The 15658-nt window shown below is 60.3% G+C and carries 13 protein-coding genes; 5 read left to right on the plus strand and 8 right to left on the minus strand.

The annotated features are described in order from the left end of the window. Nucleotides 1–36: 36 nt before the first annotated feature. From H8S62_RS11380 to H8S62_RS11390, 3 genes are all read left to right on the plus strand, one after another. Nucleotides 37–804: an SDR family NAD(P)-dependent oxidoreductase gene (locus H8S62_RS11380; RefSeq protein ID WP_155149677.1), complete on the plus strand. Its 768-nt coding sequence runs from the start codon at nucleotides 37–39 to the stop codon at nucleotides 802–804. Nucleotides 805–885: 81 nt separating this feature from the next. Further along, a complete protein-coding gene (locus tag H8S62_RS11385; protein ID WP_186919411.1) occupies nucleotides 886–2166 on the plus strand; it encodes a cytosine permease in 1281 nt (426 codons plus the stop codon). Between the two features lie 70 nt (nucleotides 2167–2236). Further along, nucleotides 2237–3073, plus strand: coding sequence for a nitrilase-related carbon-nitrogen hydrolase (locus H8S62_RS11390; protein WP_173023530.1), 837 nt, complete (start codon nucleotides 2237–2239; stop codon nucleotides 3071–3073). Between the two features lie 167 nt (nucleotides 3074–3240). Here the strand turns inward: H8S62_RS11390 and H8S62_RS11395 are convergent, their stop codons facing one another. The 8 genes from H8S62_RS11395 to H8S62_RS11430 form a co-directional block, all read right to left on the minus strand. Then, nucleotides 3241–3564 (minus strand): hypothetical protein, encoded by a 324-nt coding sequence (locus tag H8S62_RS11395; protein WP_186919412.1) that lies wholly within the window; start codon nucleotides 3562–3564, stop codon nucleotides 3241–3243. Between the two features lie 3 nt (nucleotides 3565–3567). Continuing rightward, nucleotides 3568–6411 (minus strand): glycoside hydrolase family 3 N-terminal domain-containing protein, encoded by a 2844-nt coding sequence (locus H8S62_RS11400; RefSeq protein ID WP_186919414.1) that lies wholly within the window; start codon nucleotides 6409–6411, stop codon nucleotides 3568–3570. Nucleotides 6412–6423: 12 nt separating this feature from the next. Beyond that, a complete protein-coding gene (locus tag H8S62_RS11405; protein WP_186919416.1) occupies nucleotides 6424–7563 on the minus strand; it encodes a hypothetical protein in 1140 nt (379 codons plus the stop codon). 256 nt (nucleotides 7564–7819) lie between these two features. Further along, nucleotides 7820–8881: a sensor histidine kinase gene (locus H8S62_RS11410; protein ID WP_186919418.1), complete on the minus strand. Its 1062-nt coding sequence runs from the start codon at nucleotides 8879–8881 to the stop codon at nucleotides 7820–7822. 253 nt (nucleotides 8882–9134) lie between these two features. Beyond that, entirely contained in the window at nucleotides 9135–9836 is a 702-nt protein-coding gene (locus H8S62_RS11415; RefSeq protein WP_186919420.1) for a LytR/AlgR family response regulator transcription factor, read from the minus strand. A gap of 122 nt (nucleotides 9837–9958) precedes the next feature. Further along, nucleotides 9959–10243, minus strand: a complete 285-nt coding sequence (locus H8S62_RS11420) for a metalloregulator ArsR/SmtB family transcription factor (protein ID WP_186919422.1) — start codon at nucleotides 10241–10243, stop codon at nucleotides 9959–9961. Further along, a complete protein-coding gene (locus H8S62_RS11425) occupies nucleotides 10191–10820 on the minus strand; it encodes a 4Fe-4S binding protein (protein WP_186919423.1) in 630 nt (209 codons plus the stop codon). The genes H8S62_RS11420 and H8S62_RS11425 overlap by 53 nt, the downstream gene beginning before the upstream one ends. Next, nucleotides 10817–11023 carry a 4Fe-4S dicluster domain-containing protein gene (locus H8S62_RS11430; protein ID WP_186919425.1) on the minus strand — a complete coding sequence of 69 codons (207 nt, stop codon included), beginning with the start codon at nucleotides 11021–11023 and terminating at the stop codon, nucleotides 10817–10819. The genes H8S62_RS11425 and H8S62_RS11430 overlap by 4 nt, the downstream gene beginning before the upstream one ends. 632 nt (nucleotides 11024–11655) lie before the next feature. Here H8S62_RS11430 and H8S62_RS11435 point away from each other — a divergent pair. Together H8S62_RS11435 and H8S62_RS11440 are read left to right on the plus strand one after the other, a co-directional pair. Further along, nucleotides 11656–12699 (plus strand): DMT family transporter, encoded by a 1044-nt coding sequence (locus tag H8S62_RS11435; RefSeq protein WP_186919426.1) that lies wholly within the window; start codon nucleotides 11656–11658, stop codon nucleotides 12697–12699. Between the two features lie 114 nt (nucleotides 12700–12813). Continuing rightward, nucleotides 12814–15636: a molybdopterin-dependent oxidoreductase gene (locus H8S62_RS11440; protein ID WP_186919427.1), complete on the plus strand. Its 2823-nt coding sequence runs from the start codon at nucleotides 12814–12816 to the stop codon at nucleotides 15634–15636. Nucleotides 15637–15658 lie beyond the last annotated feature (22 nt).

Here is a 15658-nt window from a genome sequence, read left to right on the forward strand (position 1 = left end):
TCATGGGCGGATATAAATATGATAGGAGGAAGAAACATGGGTAAGTTGGACGGAAAGGTAGCGGTCGTGACAGGCGGCTGCCGGGGAATCGGTATGTACATCTCCCTGGACTGCGCCAGGGCGGGCGCAAAGGTCTGCGTGAACTACACCTCTGCCGGCAGCAGGGAAAAGGCCGACGCGGTGGTGGCGGAAATCGAAAAGGCCGGCGGGCATGCTTTCGCATATCGCGCGGATGTCACCGACCCCGCACAGGTCCGGGCCATGTATGAGGAGACGGTGTCCAGATATGGCCAGCTGGATATTCTGGTCAATAACGCCGGCATCCTTCTCCAGGGACTCTTGATTGAGCAGGCCTATGAGGATATCCAGGAGATGCTGCGGGTCGACCTGTTCGGCTGCTTCGTTGCAATTAAGGAGGCCTTCCCCTATCTGGTGAAGGCCAAAAGCGGCCGGGTGATCAATATCGCCTCCCAGCTCGGCCAGAAGGGCGGACCGGAGCTGTCCGCCTACTCCGCTGCAAAGGGCGGCGTGATTGCCCTGACGAAGGCCCTGGCCCTGGAGTTTGGGGCACTGGGTATGAAGACCAATATCCTGGTGAATGCCGTGGCCCCCGGACCGGTGGACTGCGGTGTGACGGAGCATGTCTCAAAGGAGTGGCGGGCCGCCAAGGAGCTGACGCTGCCCCTGGGGCGCTACTGCGACGGCAGCGAGGTCTCTCCCGCCGTGGTATTCCTGGCCAGCGACGACGGCAGCGCCTTTATCGGGCAGACCATCAGCCCCAACTGCGGAGACACCATGCTGTGATATTAGCAGCATAAGACAGGAAGGCTCGCCCGCCGTATGCGGCGGCGGACCGGATAAAACGAAAGGGATCGGAGGATGGGCATGGAAAAAAACAACAAAACGGCTAACTCCAGCGATTTTGAGGTAACCGCAGTCCCTCAAAGCGGCAGAAAATCCCTGTGGACACTTGCGTTCATCTTCGCCGGCTGGGGTTTGAACTCTTCCGAGATTATCTCCGGGGGCACCATCGCGGCGCCGCTGGGCCTGACGAAGGGCGTCGTCGCGATTATCATTGCCACCGCGGTAAACTGTGCGCTGGCGGTTCTTCTGGCGGTTCCGGGCGCGAAAAAGGGCCTCGGCTTTGCCCTGATGACCCGGCATACCTACGGCAATATCGGTTCCAAAATCCCCTCTGTCGTCATTTCCGTCGTGCACTTCGGCTGGTACGGCATCCTGACCGCGCTCCTGGCAAACGTGGCCATTCAGGTGATGCCGTCCCTGAACTTTAAAATCGTGGCAATCGTTGCCGGGCTGGCGATTGCGGTGGTGGCGGCGGTTGGAATCAAGGCCACGGCAATCATCGGCTATCTGGCGGTTCCGTGTGTGCTGATTGTCGGTCTGATCGGCGTCTTCAAGCTCACCGGCAGCGCGTCAACCTTTATGCCGGGCACAGGCGGCTCGACCATCCCCATGGGCATCTCCCAGGGCGTGGGCGCCTTCGCGGTGGGCTCTCTTCTGGCCTGTGATATCGCGCGTTTTTCACGGACGAAGGGTCAGGCGGCGCTGGGCGTCTGCATCGGTCTGTTTATCGGCCTGGGATTTGTGCGTGTTCTGGGCGCGATGAGCGTCCTGACCACCGGCCAGCCGGATATCGTCCTGGCGTTCGCGGCGCTGGGCATGGCGGGCGCCGCGTTCCTGTTCCTGTTTTTAAACATTGTCTCCACAACGGACAATATTTTGTACTCCACCGGCTTATCGCTTTCAAACATCTTTCGCTGGAACCGGGTATATTTGACGCTGATTGCAGGCGTTTTGGGCACCGTCGTGGCAGTTATGGGTCTGGACAAGTTCTTTGGAGCGTGGCTGAACTTCCTGGCCTCCATTATACCGCCCATGGGCGGCGTGGTAATCGCGGATTACTACTTTGTCAAGAGGAGGGACTTCTGCGAGCTCGAAGATATCAAACGTCCCTTCAACGTCTTCGCCCTAATCGCATGGGCCTGCGGCATCGCGGCGGCCATGCTGAACATCTGGTGTCCGGCTATCGACGGCCTGATCGCCTCCATCCTGGTGTACGTGATTCTGATGTATGCGGTGAAGAAAAGCAGGCCTGAGTATTACTGCAGGCTGACAAATACTCAGGCGAAGATTTCTGCGCAGTAAAATGATGCAGAGAAGGGCGGCGGGCGCTCACCCTTCTCTGCGGCACTGCGGTAGAAAGGAGAGATCTGGTGTGCTCAACAGCGTGAAGGTTGCGGCGGCTCAATTTGACGTCCATATCCTCGACAAGGCATATAACCTGGACAAAATGGAGGAGATGTCCAGACGGGCCAAAATGCTGTACGGCGCCGATCTGGTGGCTTTTCCCGAGGCGTCGCTTGCGGGCTACTGCTTTGAAAGCCGGGAAGAGGCCCTGTCCGCCGCGGAGGCGTTCGACGGGCCCTCTGTCCGCCGGATGAGCCGCCTGAGCGGAGCACTGGGCATGACCATTGTCTTTGGGACGGCGGAAACAGCCGGGGACCGGCTCTATAATTCCGCCGTATGCTGCCTGCCCGACGGACAGGTGCGGTGCTACCGAAAGACTCATCTGCCTCTTTTGGGTCTGGATCGTTTTGCCGACCCGGGGGACGCGCTCTGTGTTGTAAATGCGCCCTTTGGCAAGCTGGGGCTGCTTGTCTGTTACGATCTGCGTTTCCCGGAGCCAATGAGGGAGGAGGCGCTGCGGGGAGCGGAGCTGGTGGTCCACATTACGAACCTCCCCCCTGCCGGGAATGCCTACCCCGACTTTTTTAGCCGGGCCAGAGCCTGTGAGAACCGGGTTTTCCTGTTGTCCTCAAACCGCATCGGTACGGAACGGGGCTTTCAGTTTATCGGCCGTTCTCAGATCCTCGATCCCACGGGCGCCGTCCTGGCCGAACTGACGGACTGCGAGGGCATAATTGCCGCGGATATCAACCTTCGGCAGGCCGGGGAAAAGGACATCATCGTAAGGCCGGGCGTGCATGAGATGCATCTGTTCCGTGATCGCCGGCCCGAGCTGTACGGGAACATCGGTGCAGCCATCCTGTAAACAGCCTATGGCAGACATGACAGCCTCCGGGAATCGGCAGATTTTAAAATGGGGAGACCACAGCTTAATGTGGTCTCCCCATTTTTTCTTCGCCGGCGGCGGCGTCATGTTTCTGCAAAAGGAGTGTTTGGCCCGACGCCTCCCCCTCCGCGTGAGCGCCCGCGCCCTCAGCCGTTGGCCGGGAAAAGCACCGGGAATGTGATGCTGCACACCAGCAGAATAACGGCAAAGAACATCGCAACGATCATCAGGATCGCCTCGGCGTCCAGGGCGATGCTGCTGATGCCCAGCCTTTTGGACATTGCTTTCAGGGGAAAGTGGGCAATAAAGCCCGCGGCGATCATGGCGATCCCCACATACAGGACGGCAGGCAGGCTGAAATTGAAGCCGATGGCTGTGGTCCTTGACATCACGGCGCCCACGGATTCCACTATCATGCCGAGCGCAATGACGGACATGACGATGATACACGGCAGTTCCTTCTTCTTCATCGCTTAAGCCTCCTTCTTCTTCATGTTCCTGACGGTCCTGCGGATATTGAGCGCCAGTCCCGCCAGAGCCCCGCCGATGACCGCCACATTGGCCGCAACAAGCCACATCACCCAGGGAGGCGTGATATTCACGATGCGGGTGCTGTTGGAGATGCCGTTCATGCCGTTGGAGTTGGCTGTGACATACAGGATGTGATGAGCCGCCTCCCGCAGCTCATTCATCATGGTGGGGCTGCCGCGGACCTCGGTCTCGTCCAGAGTCTGGGCGCTCAGGAACATATCCGTACCGGCCCAGACCGCGGTGTCGTTGATATCGGCGCCGAAATTGCCCTGGGTGTCGGTGTTGATCATGCCCTCGAAGCCCCACTCACCCCGGACGATGTTGTCCAGCAGGTTTCTGTGGTGGCCCACCCAGGTCATGCCGATGCAGTTCATGGAGAGCATCATGGTGTTGCAGCCGTAATCCCGGACCGCAATCTCAAAGGGCCGCAGATAGATCTGTCTGGCCGCCTGTTCGTTGGAGAAGGTGTTGATTTTCACCCGGTTGGTCTCCTGGTCGTTGAGGGCGAAGTGCTTCAGATAGCAGTAGACACCCTTTCCGCCGGCGCCGGCCACCACCGTGCCGGCAAATACGCCGGAGAGGAGGCTGTCCTCGGAGTAGTACTCAAAGTTCCGGCCGGAGAATGCGGATCGGTGGATGTTGCAGGCCGGGGCATACCAGCCGGAGACCATGGTAAACAGGGAGTCCTCCCCCACCAGCTCGCCCTGGCGCCTGGCGAGGTCCTTGTTCCAGGTGGAGGCCAGCAGGACCTCCACGCCGTATCCGTAGCCCTTGGCGCCCACGCCCAGGCTTGCGGTGATTCCGGCGGGGCCGTCGCTGTCGGTGAGGGCGGGCTTCATGACGGAGCCGACGGCGGCGTTGCTGAAGTTTGCCGTCAGAAGTCCGGTCATCTCCTGGAAGGTCAGCTGGTCCAGCAGGGTCTCCCACAGGGGATGGCCGTACTCCAGGCCCCGCATATCCACCAGGGCCAGGCCGTTGGCGGCCCCCATGGCGGGCATCACGGCGTCCGGGTCGGACTCGGGGTCGGGCACTGCGTTGTCGGTGAGCATCTGGTCGGTCACGGTCAGCTCATAGGTCCCGGTGGGAACGGTGCCCGCCCAGTCCTTCCGGGTCATGTAGACAAAGGCGGGGTCGTAGTTCTGGATGTTGATATCGCCCAGCTCGTTGATGATGGCGAAATCATCCTCGCCAACCGCGTAGGCCGCGGTATCCAGGGCGGCCTGGGTAATGCTGCCGGCCAGCGCCGCGCTGCCCTCTGCGGTCATGCCGTCGGCGGCGGTATACCCCTGGGCAGCCAGGATATTGTTCAGGGCGTCATGGGCGCTCTTTCCAACGGCAAAGTAATAGTCGCCCGCGTCGACGACGTAGGTCCCCGCGCCGTTGGCGTCATAGGCGCGCATATACTCCTTGGGAACAGTCATCTCCACCGTCTCGGAGGCGCCGGGCTCCAGCATCCCCGTCTTGGAGAAGCCCGCCAGCTGAACCGCCTCTTTCTCGATATCGTTGTCCCGGTCATACTGGGTGTAGGGGGACTGCATATAGAGCTGCACCGCCTCCCTGCCCGCCGCGCCGCCGCTGTTGGTGACTTTCACGGAGACGGTCACGCTGTCCTCCGCCTCGGTCAGGCGGTAATCCGAGTAGTCAAAGGCGGTGTACGAAAGGCCATAGCCGAAGGGATAGGTGACGACGCTCTGATAGTCGTAATTCCCTGCGTTGGCGGCGCCCGTCACCACGTCGGCATACCGGGTTTCATAGTACCGGTAGCCCACATAGATGCCCTCCTGATAGACCACGTAGGTGCCGGTGGCGTCGCCGGAGCTCCAGCGCATATCGCCCTGGTTCTTTACCGCGGGGTCGTTCTCCAGCATGTCGTTCACCCAGGTGTCCACCAGGCGGCCGGAGGGGTTGACCGCGCCGTTCAGCAGGGCGGGGATGGCCTGCGCGCCCTCCTCGCCCGCGCCGCCGACCCAGAGGATGCCCAGATTCTCATAGCCCAGCACGCTCTCCAGCTCAATGGCCTGCATGGTGTTCAGCAGCAGGACCACCTGGCCGAAGCCGGCCTCCTCGCAGGCGAAGCGGATGAGGTCCAGCTCGTTCTGAGAGAGTTCCAGGAAGGACTTGTCCGGGTCCTCCTCGGTGGTGGTGGGCATGTCGGTGCCCTCCGCACCGGGGCGGCTGACGACCACAATGCCGATATCGCCGTACCCGCTCACATCCCGCAGGCCCGCGGGCATGCTGCTCAGGGGCTGCTCGCCGATCCGCTTGTTGCCCAGTGAGCGGGTCCCGACGCCCGCGCCGTTGTTGTAATAGTCCCACATGGCGGGGTTCACGGCGTATCCGGCCTGCTCAAAAATCTCCTTCAGGTTCAGGGCGTTGACAGTGCTGATACCCCCTGATCCTCCGCCGCCGTACAAGAATCCCATTTCATTGTTGTCTGCGCAGCCCGCGCCCAGCAGGGTCACGCCGCCGCCGGAGGCGATGGGCAGTCCGCCCTGCTTCAGCAGAACCGCGCCCTCCCCCTGTACCTGGAGCGCAAATTCCCGCTGGGCCGCCCGCAGGGCCCGCTGGTCGTAGTCAAACTCGGACTTATAGTACTGGGCGTCCACCGCCTCGCCGCCGGGCGCCTCCTCCACCTTGTAGGTGATCTGACCCAGATTGTTGGAGATCACCAGATAGAAGGCGCCGGCCACCGCGTCGCCCGCCGCCATGATGACCACCAGCAGGATGCAGGCGATGCTGATGACGATGTGCTTGGCCAGGTTGACGCGCTTTGCTGTTTTGCTCATATTGTCTCCTCCTTACGCTTCCGGGTTATAGACGCCCTGCGCCAGGCTGTATTTGCCGTTGCATACCGACCAGGTGAGGCTGTAGTCGCCGGTAACCGGGTCGTACGCGGTGGCGCACTCGGGCAGGAAGTTCAGTGAGCCGTCGTCCATCACATAGTAGCAGACGTCGGGCAGGCTCTTATAGTCGTCGGGGTTGTTGCCCCGGCTCAGGCCGCTGACCAATTCCTCCAGATTCGGCAGGTCTTTCACGCTGATGTCATAACGTCCAGTCTCCGCATCATAGGTACAGCCAGACTTGTAGGGCTCGTTCAGCGGGATGGCGCTCTCTTTAGAGATGGGGAGATCAAAACACACTGGGTCCGCCGCTGTGAGATAGCAAAATTGACGCTCATTAGATGTCGAACCATCATCTACTTTATTAAAGCCGCAGTATCTGCCCTGTCCATCGGCCTCGTTGCCTTCAAAAGCCAAATTATACGAAGTGTCGGGGGCAAAATGGAAAAGGTATTGGTCGGCAGATTCGTCGTAGTCCCAGGTTCCGGAGCGAGAGCCGGTATATTTGCTGGTGCTGCTTGTGGTAAATGTGCCGTCCTCACCGCACACCAGGGTAACCGTTCCGCTGCCGACACCCCCTACCGTGCCGGTGAAGGTGGGCGGCGTGCGGCCCAGGCCCTCGCCGTCATACTCGGCCGCAAACGCCTCGTCCTGACAGGTAAACGCAATCCGTGCGCTGCCCAGGGAGCCCGCGTCCAGCGTGTACTTGAAGGTGAACGCGTTGTCCTCCGGCTGGAACCGGGTATACACAAAGGCGGAGGAGGCGTCCTCGAAGTAGAGCTTGTAGCCCTTGCCCTCCACGAAAACGTAGTGCCCCTCAATCAGAATCTGAGGGAACTCCACCACCCGGAGCTCAAGGGAGCAGGCCTCGTCCCTGAGCCCGCAGATACTGACGTTCATGGTCCTTCCTCCCTCAAAGTCAGAGGAAGCGCCCGTGAACACAAATTCGTACTCGGAATTATCCGCCGCTTGCGCAGTGGTGGGCGTGGGGGCGGAAACGCCGCCGACCGGCTCCTGGGAGGTACAGCCGCCCAAAACCAGGGTCAGTGCCAGAGACAGCGCCAATGCGATGGTTCTCACATAATGTTTGGACCTCATAAATATCCTCCTTGCTTTTTTGAATCTGCGGTTTTCAGGCTGAGACGCCGTCGGTCCCCCTCTCCCCTCGTGTGGCTTCAGGTTTCGTCCTGAGTGGCTCCATTATAGCGTGCCCGGGCCCGCTCGCCGCTTTTTTTGCTTATTTCATCTGAAACTGCGGCAGTCTATCAATCTATGCAAAAAAACAGCCAAATTACGCAATGCCAGAGCATAAAAAAGCTTCCGCCGATGGCGGAAGCTTTTTTATGCGCGGCCCCTATGCGGCCTGTGTGTGATTGGATAAAAACATGATATTCAGAGAAAAGCGGCCCTCCGACTGGGAGATTTCCATCGTTCCGCCGTATTTCTCTACGATATAGCGGATGCTTTTGACGCCGAAGCCGTGGCGCTCCGCGTCCTCCTTGGTGGTAAGGGGGAGGCCGTCCCGGAATGCGGCGGCGCGGGCGCAGGAGTTTTCCAGGCTGATACTGGTGAGGTTGCCGCGCCGTGCGATGTTGAGGCAGATGACCCGGCCGGTGCTCAGTGGGACCTGCTGGGCGGCCTCGATGGCGTTGTCCAGCGCGTTGCCGAACAGCGTATAAATGTCCAGCGCACTGATGCCGCTCAGGCCGCCGGCGTCCGCCAGCACAGTCAGGGCAATATCCTTCTGCACGCAAAGAGTCTGCTTTTCGGCCAGCAGCACGTCCAACGTGTCGTTTCCGGTCTTGTAGAGCCGCTCAAAGGTGTGGACGGTCTCCTCCAACTCCCGGATATAGTCCTCCCGCTGATCCTCCGGCGCCAGGCGCAGGGCCGCAATCTGGTGCTTGAGGTCATGGCATTTGCGGTCCAGGCTCTCCGCGTTCTCCATGGCCGCCCGGTGCTTAGATTCCGACTCCGCGATGATCCGCTCCAGCATATAGGCCTCTGACCGGAGCTGAGCCCGTGAGAATACGCCGTACAAAATCATCAGGAGAAAGAGGCTGGCGGCAATGTCGTAAAAATAAATAGCCAGATTTAAATAATCGTTCGTCGACGTGTAGTTGTAAAGAAAATTGATCATAAGCTGCGCAAATACGGAGAAGATCAGCAGGAACCTGTCGCCTGTCAGCGTCCTCCGTTTCTCAAAGTATCGAGCGAGTCCGAAATAGGTGGCCAGCATCATCCCATCCGCGAGGAAAAAGCGGATGACGTTTGCAATATGTATCTCATACTCCCATTCAAAGACCATACAGAGCAGCAGCATGATGCTGGACCAGATATGCTGCATGGTGTGGGCGACAATGCCCACAAACAGCGTCTCATTCCATCGGATTTCAAATCCCACGCACAAAATCAGCATGGACAGCAGCCACATAAAGAAAAAGCCAAACGTCACATTGCCGAAAAACACGAAACCCGGGAGGCTGTGAAAATCCGGTATCATGCGCGGAATTACCACATAGGCGGCAGACAGCAGGAGAAACAGAGGGAACCACCGTTTTCTCAGGCGGAAGCAGCGGATACAGAACAAGACCTCACACGCCAATATGAAGGTCTCAAAAAATCCCCAGCACTGCACAATGAGCGCCCAAACCTCTCGCACAGCCGTCACCTCACCTCTTCATGTACTGCATCATCGCGTGGTAGAATCCCTTTTTTCTGGGGCCGCTGATACGCAGGCGGTCGCCCCGGACCACGGCGCTGTCCTCCTCCACGGCGGAGACATAACGCAGATTGATGAGATAGCAGGAATTGCAGCGGTAAAATCCGTCGTGCTCCAGCCGGCGCTCGGCCTCGGACAGGGCGCCCCAGACGGACAGGACGCCCCGGGCGGTGTGGTACCGAAGCTCGTGCCCCGTCACCTCTATATAGTAGATATCCTGAACGTCCAGATACACAAAGCCGTCTCTGGTCTTGACCGACAGACTCTTGGACTCGTTCAGGGCCACCCGCTCCAGGACGCGCTTCATCTTGAAGGCGAACACCTCATACGTCACCGGCTTCACCACATAGTCCATGGCGTCCACCTCGTACCCGGCGATGGCGTACTGCGCCATATTGGTGATAAACACCAGCGCGCAGACGCTGTTGCTCTGCCGCAGGTTCCTGGCCGTCTCAATCCCGTTCATGTACGGCATCTCCACATCCAGGAAGACGATGTCAAAGTTCAACTGCTCCTCATTCAATAGGGCGATGCCGTTTTTAAAGGACCGGACAAAAAAGTCCACCCCGCAGCCCTTCCCGTACTGCCTGAGATACTGCTCCAGCTCGGCCCTGACCTGCGCTTCATCGTCAACAATTGCAACGCGAATCATGCATACTCCCCCCATCGGCAGCCCCGCCGTCGCTTTTTTCGACAAATTCAGTATAGCCGAGGTTGGTTCAGCCGTCAACAGCCGGGCGCTGCTACACGCCCGGCTGCGGCCGCTCTCCTATATCATCCCGGGCAGTAGTGTTCCTTTATCGCGCCTATCAGCGCCGCAGCCCGCTGGTCCCGAATGCTGTAAACGACGTTCATGCCCCGCCGTTCCGACTCCAGAATACCCGCATGCTTCAGCTGGTTCAGATGCTGGGAGAGGGCGGACAGCGTGATATTCGGCGTATAGGTATGGAGCTCTCCCACTGTGAGCGGCCCCTTCATCAGCGCGCAGAGCACCAGCAGGCGGTGCTCATTGGCCAATATTTTTAAAAGCTCCGCAATTTTCTTCGCCTGTTCTTCCACAGCCGGCACATCCCTTTCCCTGTTTCAGTCGACAAATTCCCTGGGTCATCGTCCCCATGGGACAGTACACACACCACGACCGGGGCCGGAACAGCACCATCGTGGTAAGCCCCAGCACGGTGGACGTCAGCATCACGCCGAAAAAGCCGAAGGCGAACTGCGCTGCCCAGGGCGCCGCCATATCCACCCGCGCCCACTGCCACGGCAGCTTGAACACCCACAGAAGAGTGACGGTCTGCCGCAGCGGCGCGCCGGTAAACACCTGATAAGTGCTGAACACCATCAGCGCAAACATGGTCATAAAAAACGCCAGAAAGCCGTACCGGAACCAGCGGCTGCGCAAAAACCGCGGGGGCGGCACATTGCGCGAGAGCTTCAGCCTGCCCCCCAGAAGTCCCAGCAGCTGCCCCCGCCCGCAAAAGCGGTTGCAGTACGCCTTACTGCCCCCGATCACCGCCACCAGCAGCGGAATGGCGAAGAAGAGCATCCCCAGCCAGGCAAAGAGAATATTGCACAGGCCCAGCGCCAGATAGAGCAGCTCCGCAACCCACAGGTAATCATACCACCTCTTTTTCATACCGCAGCCTCCCGCACCGTGAGGCTGATGACGGCGGCCGGACATGCCTTGGCGCACTTCCCGCAGCCGACGCATAGTTCGCCGTCCACCCGGGCGGTCACGCCGGAGTCAATCCTCACGGCGCCCATGGGACAGGCCGCCGTGCAGCACCCGCAGGCCACGCACTCCCTCCCGATTTGAGCAAGCTTCCGCGCTTTGTTCATAAAGACCTCCATAATAAGTAATTAAGGTATATCTAATATACTTTATTCTATTGTGCTTGTCAATGTGCAGGCTTTTTATCAGGTCGGTAACGGAGCTTTCCATACGGCGGGTGAGGACATGGTAAAGAGCATCCGCCGGTTCACCGCTTCCTCATCACATAATAATTCCATTTTTAAACCGAAAGTTACCAAACGGATTTTTTCGTTACTGCAACTGTATAATTTGGAATTTATTTGATTTTGTAATTACCAAAACAGTCCAGCAAACTTCTATATTGTCAGCAGAATATATACTATAATGTTATTGTAATCACATTATATTGTGCATTTTGACGACATAATGTCGCCTTTTCTAATATCAGGGGATTCTTCCCTCTGGATGGCCCACTTCCCCCCGCAGAGCTCAATGAAATCTTTATTGCGCGCGCGTAATTGAACAATACAATGAAATCGTCTCTTGCGTTTGATCAGCGGCAACCCGCCGGTGGTCTGTTTAAGTGCACCCTTTTTACCCGAATCATCCCCACTTTGCCGGCAAATGCAGCGCACATCACCGATGATTTCCCCGCACCGACTCACGACGCCGGAACGGCTGACCGTTTCGACCACACTACAGTTCAAGGAGGCCATATATGAACGAAACGACTGACCGCATCTCCAGCAAAACCGGTAAGCAAGCGTTTCTGCTGGGACTTCTAGGCGCAGTCTTTTTCTCCTTCGCCTACATATTCAACAACCTCATGTCCAACCAGGGCGGAAGCTGGGTCTGGACCGCATGTCTCCGGTATCTCCTGATATTCCCCATTCTGCTGGTCGTCGTGCTGGTCCGCCGCACTCTTGGCAAGACCCTGGCGGTATTGAAGAAAAGCCCCGGAAAGTGGGTCCTGTGGAGCACGGTGGGTTTCGGCGGCTTCTTTGTCCCCATCACCTTCGCCAGCGCCTACGGTCCCTCCTGGCTGGTCTCGGGCACCTATCAGTTTACCATCTTTGCCGGAGCCCTGCTCACGCCGCTGTTCTGGGTGGTTAAGCAGACGCCCCAGGGGCCCGTCCGTGAGCGGGGGAAAATCCCGCTCCGTCTGTTCCCCGCGTTTGCGGTCATTTTGATCGGTATATTCCTCCTGCAGATTGAGCATGCACAGAATACCGACCTCTCCTCCGTCTTCCTCTTCTCCCTCCCCGTCCTCATTTCGGCCTTTGCCTATCCGCTGGGCAACCGCAAGCTGATGGAGCTGTGCGGGGATCAGCTCTCCGTGATTGAGCGCGTCTTCGCCATGTCCCTGTGCTCCCTCCCGTTTTTCATCATCATCGGCATCATTGCGGGCGCCACCACCGGCGCGCCCCAGATGGGGCAGATTGTCCAGTCCCTCATCGTGGCGGTCGCCTCGGGCATCGGCGGCTCGCTGGTGTTCTTCAAGGCCACCCAGCTGGTCCGCCGCTCCCCCCACTGGCTGGCCTTTGTGGAGTCCACCCAGAGCGCCGAAATCCCGGTCTGCCTGGTGGCGGGCGTCCTCCTGCTGGGCAACCCCCTCCCCGGCGCCATGGGTGCCGTGGGGCTGGTGCTCATCATCGTCGGAATGGTCTTCAACAGCATCCTGCAGAGCAGGCTCTCAGGCGGCGCGGAGGCGCCGCAGAAGCCTCCCGTCTTGAGTGAGGACGCCACCCAGGGCGCCCCTTGAGTCCAATGCACTCCCGACTCCCGGCTTCGCAATTGAGCCGCCCCGCCCCCATTGAATCCGGGCGCGGCAGCGGCAGATGCCGCAAACCGCGGCATTCAGAAAGGAGCATGATTTATGATCCAATTTAAGGTGAACGGAAACAGCGTCAGCTGCCCTGACGAAAAAGGCGCCCGCCTGCTGCTGAACTTCCTGCGGGAGGATTTGAAACTGACCGGCACAAAATGCGGCTGCGAGGAAAAGGCCTGCGGCGCCTGCACCGTGCTCATAGACGGCAAGGCGGTCCGCTCCTGCGCGACAGCCCTCAAGGATCTGGAGGGCAGGAACGTGGTGACCGTGGAGGGGCTGGGCAAAGACGGCGGGTTGGACCCCGTGCAGCAGGCTTATATGGAATATAACGCCGTTCAATGCGGCTTTTGCACTCCGGGGCTGCTCATGGCCACCCACGGGCTGCTGAATGAGAATCCAAACCCCACGGAGGCGGAGATCAAAAAAGCCCTGCGGCTGAACCTGTGCCGCTGCGGCACCTATCCCCGGGTCATCGCGGCGGTGCAGAAGGCCGCCGCCGTCCTCCGGGGGGATGAGGCCCCCAGCTACCACCCACTGGACCTCTCCCAGCCCGGCAGCTTTATCGGCAAGTCCATCCCCCGGCGGGACGTGCCGGATAAGCTGACCGGCAGGACCAAGTTCTACGCCGATTACGACTTCCCCGGCATGATGTACGGCAAGGCGGTCTACAGCCCCCACTCCCACGCCAGGGTGCTCAATGTGGACACCGACCCCGCCTACCGGGTGCCCGGGGTCCAGATTGTCATCACCGCCAGGGACATCCCCGGCCAGAACATCCACGGCGTCCTGGCCAAGGACCAGCCCGTCCTCTGCGACAAGCGGGTGAAGTACATCGGCGACGCGGTGGCGGTGGTCTTCGCCGACACCCAGGAGGCCGCCAACCAGGGCGCGGAGGCCGTCAGGGTGGACTACGAGGTGCTGCCCGCGGTCTTCACCATCGAGGACGCGCTGAAGCCCGGCGCCCCCCTGATCCCCAGCCCAGAGAACGGCCCCAACTGGAACGCCTACATGGCGGGCGAGAAGGGCAACATCTGCAAGGAGACGGCGCTGAGGCGGGGCGATGTGGAGAAGGGCTTTGCCGAGAGCGACGTCATTGTGGAGGCCGACTTTACCACCAAGCCTGAGGAGCACGCCTGGATCGAGGTGGACGGCGCGCTCTCCGCCTACGACGAGCACCACAAACTGACTATCTACGCCCCCAACCAGAGCCCCTTTGCCGACCGGGACCAGCTGGCCGTGGTCCTGGGCATGGCCCCGGAGGAATTCCGCATCGTCCATCTGCCCGCGGGCGGCGCCTTCGGCGGCAAGACCGAGCTGACGGTCCACGCCTTCGTGGCCATTGCCACCATGAAGACCGGCAGGCCGGCCAAGATGGTGCTCAGCCGCAAGGACTCCCTGCGCACCCACCCCAAGCGCCACCCCTACCATATGCACTACAAGGTGGGCGCGTCAAAGGACGGCAAGCTGAAGGCCATGCAGATGCAGATTCTGGCCGACGGAGGCCCCTACCTCTCCTGGACGCCCCGGGTCCTGGAGCAGGGCATCTCCTACAGCACGGGCCCCTACTTTATCCCCAACCTGGACCTGAAGGCCACCGGCGTCTACACCAACAATCTGGTCTACGGCGCGATGCGGGGCTTCGGCGCGGGCCAGACCCATTTCGGCGCGGAGAGCGTGATGGATATGGTGGCCGGCAAGCTGGGCATCGACCCCATCACCTTCCGGGAGATCAACGGCCTGGAGCGGGGTCTCCCCATGACCACCGGACAAATTCTGACCGACAAAATCGGCATTGACTACAAGAATACCCTCAAGGCCGTCCGTAAGGTGGCGGACGAGAAGCTGCGGCCCATGAAGGCCCGGGGCAAATATGTCGGCATCGGCTTCGCCAGCGGCTGGCGGAGCGTGGCAGGCGGCCTTGGGCCCGACGAAAACGCCGGGGCCACACTGGAGCTTCTGCCCAACGGCCGGGTCTCCTACCGGATCGCCTGCACCGAGATGGGCCAGGGCTCCCACACCTCCCTGTGCCAGATCGCCTCCGAGATCACCGGCGTGGCTCTGGACGACTACGACATCGTGGCGGGCGATACGGACCGGGTGCTGTTTGGGGGCGGCGTCATGGCCTCCCGTGGCGTCTTCCTCTGGGGCCACCCCACCATGCATGTGGCGGAGAAGTTCCGCGACCTGCTGCTGATAAAGGCCGGTGAAAAGCTGGGCGCCGCCCCAGACAGCCTGGTCATCCGGGAGAGCCGCATACTCGACAAAAAGAGCGAAAGTGTCCTGCTGACGCTGGCGGAATTGGCCGCCGTCCAGAAGGAGCCCCTGCTGGTGGAGGAGGACTTCATGCTCCCCAAGACCTGTCCCGTCTCCCCCAACACCAACGAGGACGGCGCCATCGACCCCAAGGAGTACCGCCCCCACCACACCGTGGCCTACAACACCACGGCGGCGGTGGTGGAGGTAGACCCGGCCACCGGCAAGGTCCGGGTTCTGAACGTCACAGAGGTCTGCGACGGCGGCCAGATCATCAATCCCGACGCCGCCGCCACCCAGATTGAGGGCGCAATCATCATGGGCACGGCCTACGGCCTGACCAACGACTTTAAGGTGGTGGACGGCGTCAACGTCAACGACACCCTGGGCAAATGCAAGGTCCCCCGTATCGACTGCGATCCCCAGACCATGGAGGTCGTCTTCGCCGAGGCGGAGGACCCCACCGGCCCCTTCGGCGCCAAGGGCGTGGCGGAGATCGGCGTGCTGACGCCCGCCCCCGCCATCTGCAACGCGATTTACGACGCGGTGGGCGTGCGGATTTACGATCTCCCGGTGGTGGATCACCAGGAGGAGATCAAAAAGGCGCTCCAGCGCTGACCGTATCGCATAAAAAGAGCGG

The sequence above is a fragment of the Lawsonibacter faecis genome (assembly GCF_014287675.1).
In the GTDB taxonomy this organism is placed as follows: Bacteria; Bacillota; Clostridia; order Oscillospirales; family Oscillospiraceae; genus Pseudoflavonifractor; species Pseudoflavonifractor faecis.